18 protein-coding genes are annotated in these 21672 nt (G+C 59.1%); 11 read left to right on the plus strand and 7 right to left on the minus strand.

Going from position 1 to position 21672, the window contains the following annotated elements; genetic code table 11:
* The first annotated feature begins 50 nt into the window (after positions 1 to 50).
* From A7D21_RS20740 to A7D21_RS35850, 7 genes are all read left to right on the plus strand, one after another.
* Positions 51 to 1580, plus strand: a complete 1530-nt coding sequence (locus A7D21_RS20740; protein WP_141718253.1) for an iron ABC transporter permease — start codon at positions 51 to 53, stop codon at positions 1578 to 1580.
* On the plus strand, positions 1577 to 2605 hold the full coding sequence (locus tag A7D21_RS20745) for an ABC transporter ATP-binding protein (RefSeq protein ID WP_069552561.1): 1029 nt from the start codon (positions 1577 to 1579) through the stop codon (positions 2603 to 2605). The genes A7D21_RS20740 and A7D21_RS20745 overlap by 4 nt, the downstream gene beginning before the upstream one ends.
* 87 nt (positions 2606 to 2692) lie before the next feature.
* Complete coding sequence (locus tag A7D21_RS20750) at positions 2693 to 3457, plus strand: hypothetical protein (RefSeq protein WP_069552562.1); 765 nt, start codon at positions 2693 to 2695, stop codon at positions 3455 to 3457.
* A gap of 16 nt (positions 3458 to 3473) precedes the next feature.
* Positions 3474 to 3902 (plus strand): hypothetical protein, encoded by a 429-nt coding sequence (locus A7D21_RS20755; RefSeq protein ID WP_069552563.1) that lies wholly within the window; start codon positions 3474 to 3476, stop codon positions 3900 to 3902.
* Positions 3903 to 3972: 70 nt separating this feature from the next.
* Positions 3973 to 4638 carry a response regulator transcription factor gene (locus A7D21_RS20760; RefSeq protein WP_069552582.1) on the plus strand — a complete coding sequence of 222 codons (666 nt, stop codon included), beginning with the start codon at positions 3973 to 3975 and terminating at the stop codon, positions 4636 to 4638.
* Positions 4614 to 5963, plus strand: coding sequence for an ATP-binding protein (locus A7D21_RS20765; RefSeq protein ID WP_069552564.1), 1350 nt, complete (start codon positions 4614 to 4616; stop codon positions 5961 to 5963). Before A7D21_RS20760 ends, A7D21_RS20765 begins: the two co-directional genes overlap by 25 nt.
* 823 nt (positions 5964 to 6786) lie before the next feature.
* Complete coding sequence (locus A7D21_RS35850; protein ID WP_069552565.1) at positions 6787 to 6972, plus strand: DUF3606 domain-containing protein; 186 nt, start codon at positions 6787 to 6789, stop codon at positions 6970 to 6972.
* A gap of 536 nt (positions 6973 to 7508) precedes the next feature.
* Here A7D21_RS35850 and A7D21_RS20775 read toward each other — a convergent pair.
* From A7D21_RS20775 to A7D21_RS20790, 4 genes are all read right to left on the minus strand, one after another.
* A complete protein-coding gene (locus tag A7D21_RS20775; protein WP_069552566.1) occupies positions 7509 to 10586 on the minus strand; it encodes an efflux RND transporter permease subunit in 3078 nt (1025 codons plus the stop codon).
* Positions 10583 to 11749, minus strand: coding sequence for an efflux RND transporter periplasmic adaptor subunit (locus A7D21_RS20780; RefSeq protein WP_069552567.1), 1167 nt, complete (start codon positions 11747 to 11749; stop codon positions 10583 to 10585). The genes A7D21_RS20775 and A7D21_RS20780 overlap by 4 nt, the downstream gene beginning before the upstream one ends.
* Positions 11746 to 13164: an efflux transporter outer membrane subunit gene (locus A7D21_RS20785; protein WP_069552568.1), complete on the minus strand. Its 1419-nt coding sequence runs from the start codon at positions 13162 to 13164 to the stop codon at positions 11746 to 11748. The genes A7D21_RS20780 and A7D21_RS20785 overlap by 4 nt, the downstream gene beginning before the upstream one ends.
* A 103-nt stretch (positions 13165 to 13267) precedes the next feature.
* A complete protein-coding gene (locus A7D21_RS20790) occupies positions 13268 to 13957 on the minus strand; it encodes a response regulator transcription factor (RefSeq protein WP_069552569.1) in 690 nt (229 codons plus the stop codon).
* 117 nt (positions 13958 to 14074) lie between these two features.
* On the opposite strand from A7D21_RS20790, the gene A7D21_RS20795 reads away from it, so the two are divergent.
* The 4 genes from A7D21_RS20795 (at position 14075) to A7D21_RS20810 (ending at position 17460) form a co-directional block, all read left to right on the plus strand.
* A complete protein-coding gene (locus A7D21_RS20795) occupies positions 14075 to 14767 on the plus strand; it encodes a response regulator transcription factor (RefSeq protein ID WP_069552570.1) in 693 nt (230 codons plus the stop codon).
* Positions 14745 to 16148 carry a HAMP domain-containing sensor histidine kinase gene (locus A7D21_RS20800; protein ID WP_069552571.1) on the plus strand — a complete coding sequence of 468 codons (1404 nt, stop codon included), beginning with the start codon at positions 14745 to 14747 and terminating at the stop codon, positions 16146 to 16148. Before A7D21_RS20795 ends, A7D21_RS20800 begins: the two co-directional genes overlap by 23 nt.
* 236 nt (positions 16149 to 16384) lie before the next feature.
* Positions 16385 to 16594, plus strand: coding sequence for a co-regulatory protein PtrA N-terminal domain-containing protein (locus tag A7D21_RS20805; protein WP_069552572.1), 210 nt, complete (start codon positions 16385 to 16387; stop codon positions 16592 to 16594).
* A gap of 71 nt (positions 16595 to 16665) precedes the next feature.
* Positions 16666 to 17460, plus strand: coding sequence for a glycosyltransferase (locus A7D21_RS20810; protein ID WP_069552573.1), 795 nt, complete (start codon positions 16666 to 16668; stop codon positions 17458 to 17460).
* A gap of 2092 nt (positions 17461 to 19552) precedes the next feature.
* On the opposite strand, the gene A7D21_RS20820 is transcribed toward A7D21_RS20810, so the two are convergent.
* From A7D21_RS20820 to A7D21_RS36680, 3 genes are read right to left on the minus strand one after another with little or no spacing between them, the layout of a single operon-like run.
* Positions 19553 to 20233 (minus strand): hypothetical protein, encoded by a 681-nt coding sequence (locus tag A7D21_RS20820; protein ID WP_069552575.1) that lies wholly within the window; start codon positions 20231 to 20233, stop codon positions 19553 to 19555.
* 6 nt (positions 20234 to 20239) lie between these two features.
* Positions 20240 to 21277: an ImmA/IrrE family metallo-endopeptidase gene (locus A7D21_RS20825; protein WP_069552576.1), complete on the minus strand. Its 1038-nt coding sequence runs from the start codon at positions 21275 to 21277 to the stop codon at positions 20240 to 20242.
* A gap of 36 nt (positions 21278 to 21313) precedes the next feature.
* Complete coding sequence (locus A7D21_RS36680) at positions 21314 to 21643, minus strand: helix-turn-helix transcriptional regulator (protein ID WP_141718251.1); 330 nt, start codon at positions 21641 to 21643, stop codon at positions 21314 to 21316.
* Positions 21644 to 21672: the final 29 nt, after the last annotated feature.

Here is a 21672-nt window from a genome sequence, read left to right on the forward strand (position 1 = left end):
ATGCTGCGGCCCAGGCGCTGACGGCGCCCGCGCAACTCTGCGGTCACGGCCTGTTCAAAGGCCGTGGGGGAAGGTGGGTCACGAGTTTGTCGGTGCTGGTGTCGCTGTTGGCACTGCTGCCGATTGCCTTTGTGATCGGCGTGTCCTGGCAAATCGGCTGGGCGCAGATCGAGGCGCTGGTGTGGCGCCCGCGTGTGGGTGAACTGTTGGTCAACACCGTGCTGCTGGTGGTGATCACCCTGCCCCTGTGCATGCTGCTGGGTATTGCGCTGGCGTGGCTGACCGAGCGCACCGACCTACCGGGGCGGCGGCTGTGGTCGCTGTTGGCAGTCGCGCCGCTGGCGGTGCCGGCGTTTGTACACAGTTACGCGTGGGTGAGCCTGGTGCCTTCGATACACGGCTTGCTGGCCGGCGTGCTGGTGTCGGTGATTGCCTATTTCCCGTTTTTGTACTTGCCCGTGGCTGCGACCCTGCGCCGGCTCGACCCTGCGATTGAAGATGTAGCCGAGTCCTTGGGCCTCAAGCCGTGGGCGGTGTTCTGGCGCGTGGTGTTGCCGCAGTTGCGCTTGGCGATCTGCGGCGGTGCGCTGCTGGTGGGCCTGCATCTGCTGGCCGAGTACGGCCTGTACTCGATGATCCGCTTTGACACCTTCACCACCGCGATCTTCGATCAGTTCAAATCCACCTTCAATGGCCCGGCGGCCAATATGCTCGCGGCGGTGCTGGCCCTGTGTTGCCTGGCGATGCTCACCGCCGAGTCCGCCGCACGCGGCCACGCCCGCTATGCGCGGGTCGGCTCCGGCAGCGCCCGCGAGCAGCGCATCGTGCGCCTGAGCCCGCGCACGACCCTGCTCGCCCTGGGCCTGCAAAGCCTAACCTGCGCGCTGGCCCTGGGCGTTCCGCTGGTGACCTTGGGCCAATGGTTGATCGCCGGCGGCCGCGAGGTCTGGCGCTTCGACGAATTGATGCCGGCGCTGGAGCAAACCGTATTGCTGGGCGTGGCCGGCGCTGTGCTGACCACATGCGCGGCGGTGCCGATTGCGTGGCTGTCGATCCGTGCGCCGGGGCGCTTGCAGCGCATTCTGGAGGGCTGCAACTACATCACCAGTTCGTTGCCGGGCATCGTGGTGGCGCTGGCCTTGGTCACGGTGACCATCCACTTCGCCCGGCCGATCTACCAAACCACTATTACCGTGCTGCTCGCCTACCTGTTGATGTTCCTGCCAAGGGCCCTGGTGAGCCTGCGCGCAGGCATCGCCCAGGCGCCGGTGGAGCTGGAAAACATGGCCCGCAGCCTCGGCCGCTCGCCGGGCCGCGCCCTGTGGCTGATCACCCTGCGCCTGGCCGCACCCGCCGCGGCTGCCGGGGCGGCGCTGGTGTTCCTGGCCATCGCCAACGAGCTGACTGCCACCTTGCTACTCGCGCCCAATGGCACGCGCACCCTGGCCACCGGCTTCTGGGCGATGACCAGCGAGATCGACTACGCCGCCGCCGCGCCTTACGCGCTGATCATGATCCTGTTGTCACTGCCGTTGACCGGCCTCCTCTACCACCAATCCAAACGCACGGCAGGCCGATGAACGCCCTTGAACTCCACGCCCTCTGCAAATCCTTCGGCAGCCAGCGCGCGTTGGCCGACGTCAGCCTGTCGGTGCCCACCGGCGGGCGCACGGTGATCGTCGGGCCCTCAGGCTCCGGCAAGACCACCTTGTTGCGCATGATCGCCGGGTTTGAATTCCCCGACAGCGGCAGCCTCACACTCAACGGCCAGGTCCTGGTGGACGCCACCCACGCCGTGCCGGCCCATCAGCGCCAGATCGGCTATGTGCCGCAGGATGGCGCACTGTTCCCGCACATGACGGTGGCCGACAATATCGGCTTTGGCCTGGCGACCAAGGGCGAGGCGTACCACAGCCGTATCGCCGAGCTGATGGACAGCGTGGCCCTCGACGCCAATATGGCGCGGCGCTGGCCTCATGAACTGTCCGGCGGCCAACAGCAACGGGTGGCGCTGGCCCGCGCCCTGGCGCAACAGCCACGCCTGATGCTGCTGGACGAGCCGTTTTCGGCGCTGGACACCGGCTTGCGCTCGGCCATGCGCAAGATGGTCGCGCGGCTGCTGAGCGATGCCGGCATCACCACCATTCTGGTGACCCATGATCAGGCGGAAGCACTGTCATTTGCCGACCAATTGGCGGTGATGCGCCAGGGCCGCCTGGTGCAGTCGGGCCACCCGATGGAGATGTACCAGTACCCGGCCGATGAGCAGACCGCGCTGTTTCTCGGGGATGCAGTGGTGCTGCCCGCGCGTATCCAGGCCGGCTGGGCCGACTGCGACCTGGGGCGGATCCAGACCAACAGCCCGCTGAGCCACGACTCGGCGCGGATCATGCTGCGCCCCGAGCAGGTGCACCTCAGTGCCACAGGTTGCCCTGGCGTGGTGACCGAGCGCGAGTTCGGCGGCAACACCTGCACGCTGACCGTGGCGTTGCACGCTGACCCGAGCCATACGATCCTGGTGCGCAGCGCCGGCCTGCTGGCGCCACCGGCCGGCAGCACGGTGCACCTGTCGACCACGGGCACCGCCCACGTGCTGTTTGGATAAAAAACCCGGCCCTCAGTCTCAGCTAAGTCTCGTGCCGTACCTTCTCCCTTGCGCCAACCACCGCGCGGTCAAGGAGAGGTAATCCCGATGAATGCCACAGCAGCCCGTTGGCTGAACAAAGTACCCGAGGTGACTCTGTCATTCTGGGTGATCAAGATACTGTCCACCACCGTGGGCGAAACCGGCGCGGATTACCTCGCCGTGGATGCCGGCTTCGGCGCCGGCCCCACCAGCCTCGGCATGGCCGCGCTGCTGGGGCTCGCGCTGTTCGGGCAACTGCGCACCAAGGCCTACACACCGTGGATCTACTGGTTGACCGTGGTGCTGGTGAGCATCGTCGGCACACAGATAACCGATATCCTCACCGATAAACTCGACGTCAGCCTGTATGCCAGCACGGCGATTTTCTCAGTGCTGCTCGCGCTCAATTTCATGCTCTGGTACCGCACCGAGCGCAGCCTTTCCATCCGCGACATCGTCACCCCACGGCGCGAATGGTTCTACTGGACCACGGTGCTCTGCACCTTCGCCCTGGGCACTGCCGCCGGCGACCTGGCCACCGAGGCACTGGGCCTGGGTTTCACCCTCGGCGCGGTGATTTTCGCCGGCCTGATCGGCGTTGCCCTGCTGGCCTGGCGCCTGGGCGTCAACAGCGTGCTGACCTTCTGGGTCGCCTACATCCTCACCCGCCCCTTCGGTGCTTCGCTGGGCGACCTGCTCACCCAGGCCAAGACTTATGGCGGCCTGGGCATGGGCGCTAGCTGGACCAGCGCGCTGTTCCTGTTCGTCATCGTTCTGCTGGTGGCCGTGGCTCAATTCAGCGTCGGCAACCGCAAACCCCTTACTCGTTGAACCCAAGGACATCACCATGCTTAACCTCAGAAACATGATCCGCCACGTCGCGATTGTTTCCACCATCGGCCTGCTGAGCATCGCCACTGGCTGCTCGAAACCTGGCGATACACCCAAGGACGCAGCCAGTGCCGGCTCAAGCAGCAGCCAGCGCCAGACCTCGAAACTAGGGGACCTGTCGGAGTTCCGCAACATTGCCGTGGACGTGTCGGCCCTGGTGTCCAAGCACGACCTGGCGGGCGCCAAAGCCCGCATCAAGGACCTGGAAAGCAGCTGGGACAGCGCCGAAGCCGGGATCAAGCCGCGTGCCGCCAGCGACTGGCACGTGCTGGATAAAGCCATCGACCGCGCGCTCTCGGCATTGCGTGACACCAGCCCGAACCAGGCCGACTGCCAGGCCGCGATGGACGACCTGCTCAAGGCCTTCGATTCGATGAAAGGCTGACAACATGCTTCACTACACACGCGGCGACTTCCTCGCCGCGTTTGCGTTTGCGTTGGCGCTGGAGAGCAAGATGCGGATTCTACTGGTCGAAGACGACTCCATGATTGGCGACGCCATCCAGCGCGCGCTCAGCGATGCGAGCTATGCCGCCGACTGGGTTAAAAACGGCCTCACGGGCCTGGCCGCGCTCGATACCCACTCCTACGACTTGGTGCTGCTGGACCTGGGCCTGCCCGGCAAGGACGGCCTCGACGTGCTGGACTGCATCCGCGTGCGCAACAATCCCGTGCCCCTGCTGATCATCACCGCCCGCGACAACCTCGACGACCGCCTGCGCGGCCTGGACGGTGGTGCCGACGATTACCTGCTCAAACCCTTCGACATCGCCGAACTGCTGGCACGCATTCGCGCCGTGCTGCGGCGCAAGGGTGGAGCCGCCCAGTCGGTGCTGGGCAATGGCGTGGTGACCCTGAACCTGCTGAGCAAACACGCGAGCACCGACGAACAGCGCGAAGTGGCGTTGTCCAACCGCGAATTTGCGCTGCTGCAAGCGTTGCTGATCCGCCCGGGGGCGATCCTTTCGCGCAGTGAGTTGGAAGACCGCCTGTATGGTTGGGGCAATGAAGTGGAGAGCAACGCCATCGAGTTCCTGATTCACGCCTTGCGGCGCAAGTTGGGCACCCACGTGATCAAGAATGTCAGGGGCATGGGATGGATGGTTTCAAGAAGCGTTTGAGTGAATCGGTGCAACTGAGACTGTCGGTGACCCTGTGCCTGGCGATCCTGCTGGTGGCGTTGGCGGCCAGCGTGTTTGCGTTTGTCTCGGCGTTTGAAGAAACCCACGAACAACAGGACGCCACCTTGCGCCAGGTGGCGATGCTGTTCGACCGCCAGCACATGACCCTGCAGTACCCGCAAGGCCCGGCCCTGGCCGGCGACGACGAAGAAACCCGGGTGATCATCCAACGCCTGAGCGACAGCCCGCACGCCACGGGCACCACCGATGAAGCCCTGCCCCTGCCCTTTCCTGCCGGCCTGGCCGATGGCTTATCCACGGTTGAGATGGCCGGTGAAGCCTTTCGCGTGCAGGTGCACACCACCGCCGGTGGCGAGCGCATCGCCGTGGCCCAGGAGTCCGACGCCCGCGACAAGGACGCCCGTGAAGCCGCCTGGCGCAGTTTGTTGCCGTTCCTGATTCTTTTCCCCGTGCTGTTACTGGTAGTCGGCGACCTGGTGCGCAAGCTGTTTCGCCCGATTGGTGTGCTGGCGGCCGAGATCGACCAACGCGCCGAGCAAGAATTGCACCCCATTGAGGAGCAGCACCTGCCCACCGAAGTGCGCCCGTTTGTGGTGGCGATCAATCGCCTGCTGGCGCGCGTCGCGCAGTCCATGGACAGCCAGCGGCGCTTTGTCGCCGATGCCGCCCATGAGCTGCGCTCGCCCATGACGGCCTTGGCGTTGCAGGCCGACCGGCTGGCCGCCACCGAGATGTCGCCCATGAGCCGCGAGCGTTTTGTGCCGCTGTCCCGGGGCATCGCGCGTGGGCGCCAGCTGATTGACCAACTGCTGAGTCTGGCGGCAGCACAGTCAACCTCGGAACGGGTGCACACCCGCCTATCGGTGCATGCCGTGTATCGCCAGGTCCTTGAAGACCTACTGCCGCTGGCCGAACGCAAGCAGCTCGATATAGGCGTGGACGGCGCTCAGGACGTGCACGTGACCTTCAACGCGATGGACCTGTTCACCTTGGTGAAAAACCTGGTGGACAACGCCATTCGCTATACCCCGGAGGGCGGGCGCATAGACCTCTCGGTGACCCAGACCCCAGGCGCCGTAGTGCTGCACATCAAGGACTCCGGCCCCGGCATTGCCACAGAAGAACAGGCGCGGGTTTTCGACCCATTCTACCGCAGCCTAGGCACCGACGAGGCCGGCTCCGGGCTGGGCCTGTCGATCGTCAAGGCGATTGTAGAGCGCAGCGGCGCACGGGTGCAGTTGTCGTTCAGCGATACCCAAGCGCAGCGTGGCCTGTGCGTGACGGTTTGGCTGCAAGCGCTGTAAGCACCTGCGCCGAACAAAGACAATCACCACCTTTTTTGACTTTTTTTGCCAACATCCGCCCTAGAGTGGCCTTATCAGCCCTGTAGACGCCCGACAATGAAATCTTCTGATGCCACGGACGACACGCTCCTCAGCCAAGCCCCCCTGCACTGGCATGCCAGTGTAGGGGGCTTGGTTACCTTAAAAAAGGCCCCACACCTGGCCTGGGTGTGGGGGCCTTTTGAACATAAGCGGCGTTATTGGAAGAGGGGGGACATGCGTTTATGACGTTAAGGGCGCTTTGGTGTGTTTCTCCGACTTCCGCCCACAAGCACATTTCAAAATTACCAGAATTTAACGGCGCGCTTGGGAATCAAAAAAGGTACCGCTCGATAATTAGCGCGATGAATACGATCCATGCCAACGCCAACATACTAGTAACAGCAATCCATTGCTCGCCCATGACTTCGATTCCGGTTATGCGCATCTATTTAGTGGAGAATAGCGAGCTCCCCAATTAGGTGTCTGTAGGAAATTGACCATGGGACCTAGGATAATCAGTTGCGTCTCGATTTATGCAGCAGGACATGATCGTCTGAATAATGTGCGATCACTTCCAAAGTTCGTAATTTCCCAATCGGCTTCAGGTCCTGGCGATTTCAGTTTTCACCATCATGTAGCCGATTCCCAAACGATGTTCTGTCCGTACGATCAACTTCACCGATCGCCAGGATCAATGACGATCGATCAAAAACTTTTAAAAGTAGCTCAGAAAACCTCAGCGCTCTTCGTCTGCACAGACTACTCTGACAGAGCACTCTTGAATTCTGACAAGGAAAGTCCAATGAAAAAGCAAAAATCTGTGGCTAACACCGACGCACTCATAATCAACATAAACGACGGCTTCGAGCTAAGTTTTTGGGCCGTGAAGTTCGGGGTAACTAAAGATGAGATCAGGGCTGCCGTCCGCCAGACGGGGAATTCACTTACGGCAGTGAAGCGCCATTTCACTCTCTCCCAGCACGCCTGACCACCCAAGACTTCGCTTGATAGACGTCAATGCTTCGGCTTCAGTTGCGCATTAGCAATGCCGCTCACTAGCCCGGTGAGAGCTCTGCGCTTCCAAGACGACAGACGGTTGAACGCTGCAGGAAACTCAGCGTTATCAGCCCAGTGTGAGCAATCACCCTATCAGTAACAGCGGAAAGCTAAGCCGTCCGAGATATTCAGCGTATCTAGCGACAATGCGCTTACCACGTTGAACAAAGGAGACTTTCGCACCAACATGGCGCACCAGTTCTATGGGGTAATTTTTGAACGAAAAACCAAAAAATAACTCTTTTAAAATCAAATCCTTATACTTTAAGACTGTGGCGATTAAGGAGAGGTTCGAACCCTCAACAAGTCAAGCAGCTACCGTATTCCACTCAGCGTCCACGAAATGACGGCTTTGGGCCGATTTCTGCCTTTCGTCACCGCTAACTCTGGGTTGGTTGTTACAAGTCAGGATGGCTTTAATCGCAAAATCCCGACCGGGTTGCAGAGGTTTTTGGGTAGTTAAGGGTTTCAAACCGTAACCTCAGCGCGGTTGAGCAGTGTTTTTCGACGCCTGCGTTCAAACCACAGATAGACCACCGGCGTAGTGTACAGCGTCAGAATCTGCGACACCGCCAAGCCACCGACAATCGCGATACCCAGCGGCTGGCGCAACTCGGAACCGGCACCATGACCGAAGGCCAGCGGCACAGCGCCCAGCAACGCAGCCAGGGAGGTCATGAGGATCGGGCGCAAACGCAACAGGCAGGCTTCGCGTACCGCCTCCCGGGGCGACAGGCCCTGCTGCTGGGCCTGCAACGTGAAATCGACGATCATGATTGCGTTCTTCTTGACGATACCAATCAGCAAAATGATGCCGATCATCCCCAGCACCGACAGATCCTGACCACAGAGCATCAATGCCAGCAGTGCGCCGAAACCAGCTGACGGCAAGGTCGATATGATGGTCAGCGGGTGAATAGCATTCTCGTACAGCACACCCAATACGATGTAGACCGTGAGGATCGCCGCCAGAATCAGCCAGGGTTGTGACTTTAATGAATCCTGGAAGGCCTGGGCGGTGCCCTGGAAACTGCCCAGCACGGTGTCGGGCATTGCGACGGCCAGGGACGCCTGATTGATCGCCGTGACCGCTTCACTCAGGGCATGGCCGGGCGCGAGGTCGAACGACAGGGTAATGGCCGGGAACACGCCCTGATGGTTGATGATGATCGGCACTTGTTCGGTCTTGACGCTGGCCAGCAGGTTCAGCGGCACCAGGGTGCCGGAACTTGCGCGGACAAATAAATGCTCAAGTGTGGCGGTGGACGTTTGCCAGCTCGGGTCGAGTTCAAGAATCACGTGGTTCTGATCGAGCTGCGTGAACATCGTCGCAATCTGTCGCTGACCGAAGGCGTCGTACAGCACGTCGTCGATGGCCTGCACCGTTACGCCCAGTCGTGCAGCGGTGGAACGGTCGATCACCAGGGTCGATTGGGCGATGGCCTGTTGCTGGTCCGACGTTACGTGCTGCAACTGCGGCAAACTCTTGAGCTTCTCCAGCAGCACACCGCTCCAGTTATCCAGTTCGACACTGTCCGGATCTTGCAGGGTGTACTGGTATTGGGTCTTGCTGGCACGACCACCAATCTGGATGTCCTGGTTGGCCTGCATGAACACTTTGACTCCGGATAACCGGTCGAGCGCCGGTTGCAGGCGACGAATAACTTCGGCGGCGCTGGCGGTGCGCTCGCTGAACGGCTTCAGGTTGATCATCACCTTGCCCTGGCTCACAGTCGGGTTCGGGCCGATCCAGAAATACACCCGGGCCACCGCCGGGTCCTGGCCGATGATGTCGGCCGCGCGGTTGACCTGTGCACGCATCGCGATGGGTGAAATATCAGCCGCTGCTTCGGCCACACCTTGGATCAAGCCGTTGTCCTGTTGCGGGAAGAAGCCCTTGGGGATGCCGACATACAGCACCGCCGTCGCCACCATGGTTGCGATGGCCACCGCCATGGTGATGCGCTGATGGTCCAGCACCCAATCCAGGCTACGGCGATAACCGTTGTGCAGGCCTCCGAACACCCGCTCGCAGGCCTGGGCAAAGCCCCCCTCTTCATGATCGGCATGGGGTTTGAGCAGCCACGCGCAGAGCATCGGTGTGATGGTCAGGGAAACAATGCCGGACATGATAATCGCGACGCTGACGGTCACCGCAAATTCACGCATCAAGCGCCCGACAATGCCGGACATCAACAGGATCGGCAGGAATACCGCAATCAGCGACACCGTCATCGAGACAATGGTGAACGCTACCTCGCGCAAACCGTCGACCGCAGATTGCAGGAGCGACTTGCCCATTTCCAAATGCCGGACAATGTTTTCCATGACCACGATGGCATCGTCCACCACAAACCCTACGGCAATCGCCAGGCCCATGATCGACAGGTTGTCGAGGCTATAGCCCAACAAGTACATCACCCCGAACGTGGCCACCAGGGACAGCGGGATGGTCAGGCTGGGAATCAGCGTTGCCGTGGCTTTGCGCAGAAACACAAAGATCACCACGACCACCAGCACAATCGACAGCAGTAAGGTGAACTGCATGTCGTTGACCGAGGCTTCGATGGTCTGGGTGCGGTCACCAACCACCTGTACCTGTACGTCTCGCGGCAATGAGGCGGTCAGTTCGGGCAGCTTGGCCTTGATCGTGGCGATGGTCGACAGCAGGTTGAAACCCGGCTGTTTGTGGATGTCGACGATAACCGTTGGCTCGGCACCTAATTGCGCAGCTTGTTGCGTATCCTCGGCGCCGGCAATCACCCGCCCCAGATCACCGAGCTTGATCGGCATGCCGTTCTTATAGGCGATAACCTGATCACGATAGTGCTGAGGGTCCAGCAATTGATCGGTCGCACCAAGGGTGATAGAACGGCTTTGGCCATCAAGGGTGCCCTTGGGCTGATCAAGGGTGCTGACGCCGATCACACTGCGCACATCCTCCAGGGTCAGGCCGCGAGCGGCCAGCGCATCGGGATCAATCTGTACTCGCACCGCCGGTTTCTGTTCTCCGTGAAAATCCACCAGGCCGACACCGGGCATTTGCGACAAGCGCTGGGCAATGTAGTTGTCGGCGTAGCGGTCCAGCTCTGGCAACGTGCGCACGGGTGACGTCACGGCCAGCGACATCACTGTACCTTCGGCCGGGTTGACCTTGTTGAAGGTCGGTGCGCTGGACATGGTCTTGGGCAGATTCGGCGTGGCTGTGTTGATCGCTGTTTGCACATCCTGCGCTGCCCCATCGATGTCTCGCGACAGATCGAATTGCAGTACCACCTGGGTTTTACCCGCCGCACTGGACGAGGTCATCGACGTCACTTGCGGCACGGCCGCAAAAGCGCGTTCCAAGGGCGTCGCTACCGAAGATGCCATGGTTTCGGCGCTTGCCCCGGATAGTTTGGCGGTGACCTGAATGGTCGGAAAATCCACCGTCGGCAGCGGCGCCACAGGCAGATGAAAGTAAGCAAAGGCACCGAGCAGCAAGACCCCGATGGCCAGCAGACTCAGCCCCACGCGCCGTTGAATCAATCCGGCCAGCGCATTCATCGGGCGGCCTCCGCCAAATCGGCGGTGGTGTCGGTCTTGACCGGCGTGACCTTCAGCCCCGGCGCGACGCGGGACTGGCCCTGCACCACCACGGTTTCACCGGCCGTCAGACCCTGGCGAATCCACTGCTTGCCATCGACGACCGTGGCGGCATCGACCAGACGCGGTTGCACCCGTTGATCAGCATCCACCACATAGACGAAGTTACCCTGACGTCCTAACTGCACCGCGTCAGCCGGGACCACGGCCACGTCCTTATGCGTCTGCACCAGCAACCGCGCGCTCACCAACTCGCCCGGCCAGAGTTTCGCAGCGCCATTGTCGAATTGCGCCTTGAGCTGGATCTGGCCACTGGCGGCGGTGACCTGGCTGTCGATAAAGCTCAAATGGCCGCGGGCGATTTCCTGTTGTCCATCGCGGGTCATCGCCACCACCTTCAATGCGCCTTTGGCGTTTTCTTCGAGAATTTCCGCCAGTTCGTCCTGAGACACGGCGAAGGCCACGGAAATCGGGTTCATCTGGGTAATGGTCACCAATCCGGTGGCTTCAGCGCCGTGGGCAATCGCACCGACGTCCAGCAGGCGCTGGCCGGTACGACCGGTCAACGGTGCCTTGACCTGGGTGAATTCCAGTTGCAGGCGCGCCACGTCCAGTCCCGCTTGATCGGCCTGCAAGGTGGCCTGCTGCGCGCCCAGTTGGGCGCGGTAGGTGTCGACGTCCTGGGTCGGCCCGGCCTTGGCGGCGGCCAGTTTACTGGCCCGGTCAAGGTTGACCTTCAGGTTAGCCAGTTGCGCCTGATCCTTGGCCACCAAGGCCTGTGCCTGGGCCACCTGTGCCTGATACACACGCGGGTCGATGACCGCCAGCAAGCTGCCAGCGGTGACGATCTGCCCTTCGTTGAACAGGACTTTTTGTAACTCTCCATCCACCCTCACCCGCACATTCACGCTGTTGAGCGGCTGCACATTGCCGATGGCGCTGATCCAGACGGGCAGGTCCTGACGGCTGACCTGGGTCATCTGCACCGGCACGGCGCCGGAATCGACTTTCACCGGTGCGCCATGGGCTTGCCGGGTCCATTGAAAGCCGCCGATGACAGCAGCCAGCGAGAGCACCACTGCCCCTGCGAACATAACGCGACGACGTGGGTTCAAGGCATTCATGGGTGAGCCACCTGAGCAGAAGAATTGGAAGCGAGGGTGTCCGGCGAGAAATCCCCGCCCAAGGCACGGAACAGGCCGACGGCGGCCTGAAAATGCTGGAGGCGTACCTGCAACAGCGTGTCTTCGGCCTGGTATTGGGTGCGTTCGACGATCAGCAGTGTCTGGAAATCGGTCGAGCCGAGTCGGTAGCGAACCTGCGCCAGACGTGCGGCTTCGCGGGCAGAGTCCACGGCGGACTGGTTCAGGGCGTAGCTTTTATCGAGTTCGCGGGCCGCGCTGAGCTGGGTTTCAACATCCTGCAGCGCTTCGATGATCGACTCGCGATAACTCGATGCCAGCTCCTGGACATGGGCCTGGTCGAAATGCAGTTGACCCTTGAGCTGACCACCGGCAAACACCGGTTGACTGAGCGTGCCGATGGCGCTCCAGATCTGGCCGCCGGCTAGCGTATCGATGCCGCCCAGCAGATCCAGCGACAGGTTCGGTAAAAACGCGGCGCGGGCCACGCCCACGTCGAAGTTGGCGGATTTCAGCCGAGCTTCAGCGGCCTGGATGTCCGGCCGCTGACGCAACAAACCAATCGGCAGGCCAGTCGAAGGCTGCGGCACTTGCAGGGTTTTCAGCCCGTTTCCTTGCAGATGAAAGCCCTCGGGCTGTGCCCCCACCAAAACGGCCAGTTGGTAGAGCGCCAGGTCCCGTTGTTGATGCAGGGCCGGCATCGCCGCTTCAAAGGTCTGCATGGCATTGCGCTGCTGTGCGACTTCCAGATTCGACACAGCGCCCTGACTGGCCTGGACTTCCACCAAATCCAGCACCTGTCGCGCATCGTCGGCAATGGATTGGGCCAGACGCAGCCGGTCCTCCAGGGACAGTACCTCGAAGTAGCGGTCGGCGATGCTTGCACTCAGGCTCATGCGCAGGGTTTGCGCATCAAATACCGTGGCGTTGGCCAACGCATCGGCGGAGTCAGCGGCAGCGCGCTGTTTGCCCCAGAAATCCACTTCATAGGTGGCTTCGGCAAATACGCTGCGTTTTTCCGTGGAGCCGTAATTGTTCTGTCGTTGGTAATTGCCTCCCAGATTCAGCGCCGGATATTGCGCCGCCCCGGCCACCTGCGCCGAGGAGCGGGCTTCATCGATGCGGCTGACCGCCGCCTTGAGGGTGTAGTTGGAGGCCTGGCCCCGGGCGATCAATGAGTCGAGTTCGGCGCTGTGAAACTCGCGCCACCACAGGCCTCCCTGAGCCGCCGAGCTATCTGTCGGGCCATTGAACTGTTGCGCCAGGGGCAACTCGGGTTGCTGGTATTGCGGCACCATCGAGCAGCCGTCAAGCATGAGCATGCCGAACAACGTCAACGCCACGGATGAAAGACACGCAACCCGCCTGCTGCGTGCCGCCAAAGTTGATACCGACATGGGCAAGCCATCCCCCGCTAAATCCTGTGTGGAGCAATCCACGAATGGGCAGAAGATAGCGAGGGGTGCCTACCAGAGCGTTCGTCGGCAGATAAACTTTTGTTTAGCCTTGCTCCGGCGTCTCCTGAAAGCTGTAGCCGGCACCGGGAATGGTCTTGATCAGCGAATAGTCGAAACCTTCATCGAGTTTGCGCCGCAAGCGATGGATATGTTTATCGATGACGTTGTCGTTGGGGTCGAAAGAGTAGTCCCAGGCGCTGTCGAGCAGCATGTCGCGGGTCACGACCTGACCGCTGTGGCGCATGAGCTTCTCCAGCAAAAGCGCCTCGCGATGCTGCAAGGCAATGACTCGGCCCTGACGTACCGCGGTGCGTGTGGCGCAGTCGAGTTGGAGCTCACCGACTTGCAACTGACGCGCGGGCCTCGTCGTCTTTTCGCGCCCGCGCAGCAAAGCATCGAGCCGCGCCAGTACTTCGGCGAACGCGTAAGGCTTGGCCAGATAATCATCGCAACCGGCCTGCAGGCCTTCAACCTTGTCGGTGGTGGACGCCTGCGCACTGAGCATCAGGATCGGCACCCGCAACTGTTGCGCTCGCAGAGCCTTGACCAGGCCAACACCGTTGAGGCCGGGCAAGCGGCGGTCGACGATCAGCGCATCATGGATTTGCTCCAGGGCCATGCCCAGCCCACTATTGCCATCGCTGGCGATATCGACGATGTGACCACTTTCGCTCAACCCACGTAACAGGTAAGCCGCGGTCTGGGCGTCATCTTCAACCACAAGAATGCGCAAGGTGCCGCCTCCAGAAATCCAACCTAAACTTTTATTTACCTGGCGGGAACGTGGCACAGCCGCAGGCTTTGTCACACTATGCCATCTCTGCCCGATTATGTGAGCGGTTCATCTGCCATGACCCATGTTCTAGTCGTCGAGGACGACTTGCTTACCTGCCGCGAAATCGAAGCGGCGCTGTGTGACCACGGCTTCACCGTGAGCTGCGTCCACAATGGTCGCGAAGGTCTGCTAAAGGCCCTGAGTGAACCGTTCGATCTGATCGTCCTGGATCGCATGCTACCCGGCGGCCTCGATGGACTTGGCGTACTGACCGCATTACGGGCGGCAAGCGTGAGCACCCCGGTGCTGATCCTCAGCGCCTTGAGTGCGCTGGACGAAAGGGTTCGCGGCCTGCGCGCAGGCGGTGATGATTACCTGACCAAACCCTTCGAATTCATCGAGCTCACCGCACGGCTGGATGCGTTGAACCGTCGCCGCGCCGAACCGGTCTCCGAAGCTCGGGAAACACGCTTGCGGGTCGGCAATCTGGAGGTCGACCTGTTGAGCCGGGTGGTCCGGCGTGGTGACCGGGTCATTGATCTGGTGCCCCGTGAGTACGCGTTGCTGGAACACTTGATACGCCATGCAGGGCAAGTGGTCACCCGCACCATGCTGTTCGAAGCGGTCTGGAACTACGCCTACGATGAGCGCACCAACGTCATCGAAGTCCACATGGGCCGTTTGCGACGCAAGATCGACGACGAAAACGAACCGTCGATGATCCATACCATTCGTGGAGCCGGTTATGTCCTCCGTTCGCCTGAGTGAGATCCCGCGCACCATCAGTTTTCGCACCGGCCTGCTGTTTCTCGGACTGTTCGGCTGTTCGTTTCTGGCGCTGTTCGGCTATGTCTATTGGCAAACGGCGTTCTACCTGAAAACCGAAGCGGATACCGCGCTGTATCGCCAGGTGGAAACCCGCAGTGCACAGGATCCCGAGTTACAACTCAGGGAAATCCGCAATCACGCCGAGCAGGATACCGAAGCGCGCGCTCCCCAGAGCCTGTTCGACGCACAAGGCCAGTTCATTGCCGGGGCCATCCAGCAATTGCCGCCCTTCTCCGCCTACGACAAACCTCAGGAGTTCGATTGGCGCAAGCCCAGCGGTCATCAGCGCCCGATACGCTTCATTGTCCATCACCTGGCCGACGGCAAAACCTTGCTGGTGGCCCAGGACATCCACGACATACGCGAATTTGACGAACTGCTGATCAAGGCACTGGTTTCCGGCGGCGTGTTGTTGCTGGTGGTCGGCCTGTTTGGCGCGGTGGTACTGGGATACTCGGCCCACCGGCGCCTAGACAAGGTTAGTCGCTCGATCAAGGGGATCATCGAAGGCGATTTAACTGGCCGCTTGCCAATCCAGGGCAACAACGACGATATCGACCGCCTCGCCTCCGTGGTCAACGGCATGCTCGATGAGTTGGAACGCTTGATGAACGAGGTCAAAGGCGTGTGCGACGACATCGCTCACGACCTGCGCACCCCTCTGACTCGGTTGATCGCCGGGCTGGAGCGCACCCAGCGCCGCGGTCTCGATGAAGCGCAATACGCCGCCAGCATCGACGCGGCACTGGTCGAAGCCAAGGCACTGCTTCTGACCTTCAAGGCCTTGCTGCGTATCTCGGAAATCGAAAACAGCGCCCGCCGCAGTCACTTCGAGCCGCTGGATCTGAACCTGATCAGTGCCGACGCCACCGAGCTCTATGAGCCGTTGGCAGAAGAACGTGGCATCAGCCTCACGCTCTATAAAAGCCAGCGTCCTGCCGTCATCGCCGGAGACGCACAGTTGTTGTTTGATGCACTCTGCAATCTGCTGGATAACGCCATCAAGTTCTGTCCCGACCATAGCCAGGTCAACCTGACCGTAATCGCCGATCATGGATCGGTCGGAATTTGTGTAACAGACAACGGGCCGGGCATTGCCGAAGGTGAGCGCGAAGCCGTGTTTCGTCGGTTGTACCGTGCCGAAGCGAGCCGAAACACACCGGGTAATGGCCTGGGGTTAAGCATGGTCTCCGCCGTTGCGCGCTTACACGACCTCAAACTGACCGTCAGTGATGCAGCGCCTGGCTGTAAGATCGACATGCTTGGCAAGACTGCGTTGGCGGGCACTTCACATCCGCGTCCCCTAGCCTTAGCTGATTAGCATGTAACCGGGCCTGTTCCTGCGCTCGTCTTGATGACAGCGCGGGTTCAGGAAGCCAAGCAGCACAATAGAAGCTTCCACTGTACTTGTCCCTTCTTGCATCCCCACGAAATCCCACACCGCGCCAACCTGTCGAAAAATTCATTTAGCGGAGAACAGGGCGAAAGGCGGTGAGCCCCAAGATGAGTCCAAGCCAACAAATCTGTGTTGGCTCAACTCACTCCTGGAGAACACCCATGAAAAGCCTTAAAGCCCTTTTGATCGTGACCTTGATGACTGTCTCTGTCGCCGCAATGGCAGAAGGCGGTGGCGATACCGTGACAGCCAAGATGGAAGCGGCAAGGGCAACCGCTATGACCACACTCAAACAGTCAGGGTCTACCACGGCTACAGCCACTGCTAGCAACCAGAACACCTCCTCCGGTGACGTCTCGCGTTCGAATTGACCGTGAGTACTTCCCTACAACGTTAAGACGCCTTGCGCGATTTCGGTTAAGTCATCGAGGTTCCACAGATTATGCCCGGCCCACTTGCAACGACAGCCAACTACAGCATTGCGTTGGTTAACTACAAAACACTTGATCTGACCAAAACCTGTCTCACGCTTTTGCAGGAGGCTCTACGCGGGGCAAGTGTTCCGGTGATTGTAGTGGATAACCATTCCGACGATGCAAGCAGCGAGTACTTGCGCACGCTCGACTGGATTGAACTAATCGAACGCAAGCACACCGACCCCGAAGCGGGAAACATTGCCCATGGCCGGGCTTTGGATCTTGCTCTGGCACAGGTTGAAACCGACTATTTGTTTTTGTTGCACACCGACACCTTCATCTACGACCCGGCAGTCTTTGCCATGATGATCGACCAATGCAAGGCGCGGCGAGAAGTGGCCGCCGTCGGGTGCCTGGAGCAACTGGATCGAGGTGTCGTTCGCTCGGCCTGGCGCCTGGCCTCACGTTTTTGCAAGCACTACGCCCGACGGAGTTTGCTGGCACTCGGCGTTCAGGCAAGAGCGCCCAAACCGTATCGAGAAATCCACCTGAAGAGCTTTTGCACACTGTGGAATGTGGCGTTCATCAAGCAACACGGCTTTCACTTTCAAATGGATAAACGTAATCCGGGTTATGAACTGCAGGATCGCATGACTGCCTTGGGCTACCAGGTGCGTTCTATTTCACCGCGAAAGATATTCCGTTATCTGGATCACATTCAAAGCGGCACCGTATCTGCGATGGGCGGTTATGCGCGCAATCACCGTAGGGTTCGGATGTACGAGCAAATTACCAAAGGGAAAACCCTGAGAGTCTGGTGAATGGATGGACCCGCAGGCGCATGTTCTAGAACGGCTGGACCTTTGACAGCACCTTGCGCCATTGCCGACAAGGAGTCGTCCGGTGTGATAATTTGCATGCTGACCATACTATTGTCTAGTCGCGAGTGGGTTGTGGTCACTCTGCTTCAGGCCAGCCAAGAGCGTGATGGCTGAACAGCTGGAGACGTTTAATGCGTTTAATAAGTCAGGTCCTCTTCACACAGAGACTTAACGTAAAGGACGATTGTGTTTGCGTACTATTTAAACGGACGCAGATCACCCTTGGCGAACGGCTACCGAATAGATATTAGCCGACTTAGTTGCGCAAGACGGGATACCCGGATGGGTACAACTCAGGCTTAGGCCCAGGAAGTCTAAATAGCGCGGTAGAAGTGCCGTATTACTGTGCTTTAAATGCAACTGGAAAACCCTGCTGGTACAGGGTTCGCCAGTCTTTTCAGTGTATCCGAGAGATTACGCTTTAGTGTTTATGATCTCGCCGGTTATTTGCCCGTTTCCATTCACAGCACTAGACGTTGGCGCTACTGTGCTTGCTGCTTGATGGTGGTGCTTTTGCATCAAGCGCTGCGCCTGCCGATCACCATGTCCCGCCTCTTGAGCGGTTTGCGCGGCGGTCTCAGTAGCTTCTTTCAGTACGGCTGCGGGATTGCTTGCCGCGGTAGCGGTAGAGGAGGCCGGTGCCTGATTTGCTTTCGCCTGGGGTTGGCTTGGGGCAGAACTCTGCCCGTTGATAGTCACTGGATTTGAAGCTGATACGGCTCCGATGGACATAGCTAATTCCTCATTGAGTAAATTGCATGTGCGTTCTTAATCATTACGTTTACGTCAACATTTCCCCATTAAGTCCCTGCACCAGAACTGATTTGCTCGCCTCCCTCTATGAACCCATGGCAGCGGCCAGAGTAGGCGCCCAGTTGTCTGGCCTCCGTCGGAAAAACGTGAAAGCTTCGTGATATTCAGTGACGATTGTGTTGAGTTACTGGATTGTCAGCCTAACTGCGTCGTTTGTTGGGCTCGCTGTCGTGGCACGTAGTGCACTGGTGGTCAGCATCATGATCTGGCGCCCAGTTCATGAACAGGAGTCGATCAAGCACACCCATGAGAATCTGTCTGGAGATCACACGCACATCGACGGCCAGGAGGGTGCGGGTCACGAGCATCCATAGTGATCGATGATCAGCATCGCCGATGGCCCAACAAATAATCGCAATCTCCTAAGATTGGTTATAAATCAGGTAGTTATCGGCGCTTAGCAGCCCTTCGTAGAGAGCAGATAACGCCAATCATCGGACGCTTGGTCATACACTCCGGGGAAGTGGCAATAAAGTGTATAGGGTCAACAATAAATCTGGGGGCTCCGAATGAACTGCTTGATATGCGCGGGCGAAGCATTACGAATTGATTGCCTTGGACCGTGGGAAGAGCGGGACTGCCCCGTCTGTGGGCGCTATCGCATGGAAGATGCGTTAATCCTGACGCTGATGGAGCAGGGGCAGATATTCGACGCGGAGCAGACCCGGAAATGGCTTACACAGCAACGAAAGAGCGGCAGTGTACCCTGCGTTAAAATTCATGAAGCGCTACTGGCTCTTTAGACTAGGCTGACGCTACAGGTGCAATCGAGCTTACGCTATATGGGATGACAAATACGTGCGGCTGCACATAGCGCTAACGGTTATCTGGTATTTCGTAATTTGCGTAGCCATGATCTGGTCTCTCTCGACGTGAGCGCAGTCCCTAGCGGACTTACCTGACATCTCGAAAATTGCCCAAAGCCCTTGCAAACTGCCGTTAAGCGAACGTGTTGGTGTTGCCGCAGCTTGATGCTCTAGAGATCTAGGTGGCTTATGGGTTATCTCCAATCATGCGCCTGCCTCGCCGGCTGGCGTAATGTCGTTGATATGGGTTATTGCTTGAGGGCCCGGCATTACGCCGGAGTATCCGCTCCGGTCGAGACACACAGACATAGCAGCGGCTCTCAGCGCCACAGTGACCTCGCCTTTGGCGTAGTAGCTAAAGTCGTTTTCCGTACAGAACCCTTTATGCTTTTTGGTAGCCGTAGAGCGGTGGGCTAATGCAGCCACTCAGATTGTTGCGAGCTCGCGTCTTGGCACTGGCCGTTTTTCTCGCCGAGATCCCGCCAATTCCCGCCGGTATCTCGGTGCAGATCTCGCAAGTAGCTAGACAGCGCCTCAAACACGGACGTTTGATCGGTCGGTTGCGATATGCCGAACGCAATACTTAGGGCCTTGTCGACATCGCAACGGGCTCGAACTTTTGCACACACCTGATCGAAACTGTCGCTTCGCAGGATCAACATGACGGCTTCTTCGAGGCAGAGTAAGCGAATCCACATGTCACGGGTGACGTCTTGATTGTCGAGCTTGGATAGCGCTACGAAAGCTCTCTTGTCGCCACTTATCATTCTGTCTTGGGCATTTTGGAGCAGAGCGGCGAACAAGACCGCCTCGCCGGATTCGATGTCTGGGCGCTCGAAGTTCAGAGCGTAGTTCGAATGTTCGACCAGGACTTCAACGATCCTGGCATGTGTGATCAGCTCTGCGGCTAAGGCCACTGACTCTAGAGAGCCTAACTTTTTCAATGCGGCCTGTTGATCATGCAGGCGCAGCTGAAAGGCCAGCTGGGGTAGAACCGCAAAGTCCGTGAGGGCACAATTCAAAGCATGAGTCAGCTCATGAATGAGTTGGTACTGGCAAAGTTTGCGGGCGGCATCGCTATCTAGAAGATACAAAGCGTTTTACTCACCAAATCCTTGGATCGACAAAAGATATTCCTGATTCTCGAGGCTTAGCGCCTCGAGCGATACGCCGTCCCGAAAGTACCGACCGACCACTTCGATTGCGCTCGGCTGAGGTGGGCTGTATTCGAGCGCTTGGTTTGCACGGGCCCAATCATTGTGTTGCTTGGCATACGAGAGAATCAGGTGGCCGGGATCAATCCCCATCTCTCGTCCAAGCACAGCCGCTTTAGCGGCGATGGCCGTGGCAGAGCTGAGACGGCCCATTGACGCCAATGGGGCTGTGTACCCGTTTCGGATGAGCGCCAAAGCAAATGTATCCGCCTGTCTCTCTTCGGCATCCTTGCGTTGATTATTGGTCTCGATGAGTGTGTCTGTGACCTCGGCGAGATCCTCATCGATCAATACGCCGCCTTCACCGAGGTGGCCGCACAGAATATGGCCCAGCTCATGCGCAAGGACGAACAATTGCCGCGCATGCTGGATGTTGTTGAAGCCCAAGATGATGGCCGGTCGGCCCTCGATGCTGATGGCCATGCCGGTCATACGCTTGCTGGCTTTTGGCAGGTCCTTCAAATAGAGCACAGGTATTCCGTGAGCCCAACACAGCTTCAACAAACCTTCGAAGTCGACATGCGAGTTGCCACTGATCGCCAGAATCTCTTTTCGCAGCAGCTTGGGATCGGAAGGGGGCGGGGTATACCGTGTGTTGGCACAGAACAACGCCAACTTGGTAATGGCCAAGCCAAGTCCCGCCGCAATGCTAAGCTCCGACTCCTTGGTATTTGCACGCCGCTTGAACCTGGCGCTACGCGGATGGGTCTGGATGAGTAGCTCGCCTTCTTGGCCAAAGCTGGCTTCGAGGCCCAGTCGTTGTTTGAGAATCAGGGCGAATTGAAGTACGCCGGCGCTGGTTTTGAACAGGCTATTGTCCCACCAGTCAGGTAGAAGTTTCTCAATGTACGAGCGTGGGTATCCCGCGGCCTTAAGGCTACTGAATGCTGATTTGACCGTTACGGGTGTCGAAGCCTCATCCATGGACCCTCCTGCGTACTGCTGCATCGTTAATCATTTTTACAGGCACGCCTTGCGATGAGCAAATAGCAATTCAGCCAGCCGCTTTGCGTGCTGGTCTGTGCCGTCCCACACCAGGCCTAGAGCATCCATCAAGATTGGCGAGTTACGAGGATCCGCCTTTTCAGCAAAAATCGAGATATTTGCATAATTGCATAGGGTTCTGAGGGTGCTGGTTACTCGTTTTGGTCGACCGTAAAGGTTGCGATAGACTTGAGACTGGGAGATACCTGTCAGCCTTGCAATTGCGCTACTGGACGTAGTTTTACCTCGCTCAAAAAACTGGCGAAGTTCATGCTGAAGCAACTGAGGATGTTTTATGCAATTCATGCTAGAATCTTAGCATATTTGCATAGATG

This window comes from Pseudomonas sp. AP19 (genome assembly GCF_001728855.1).
In the GTDB taxonomy this organism is placed as follows: Bacteria; Pseudomonadota; Gammaproteobacteria; order Pseudomonadales; family Pseudomonadaceae; genus Aquipseudomonas; species Aquipseudomonas fluorescens.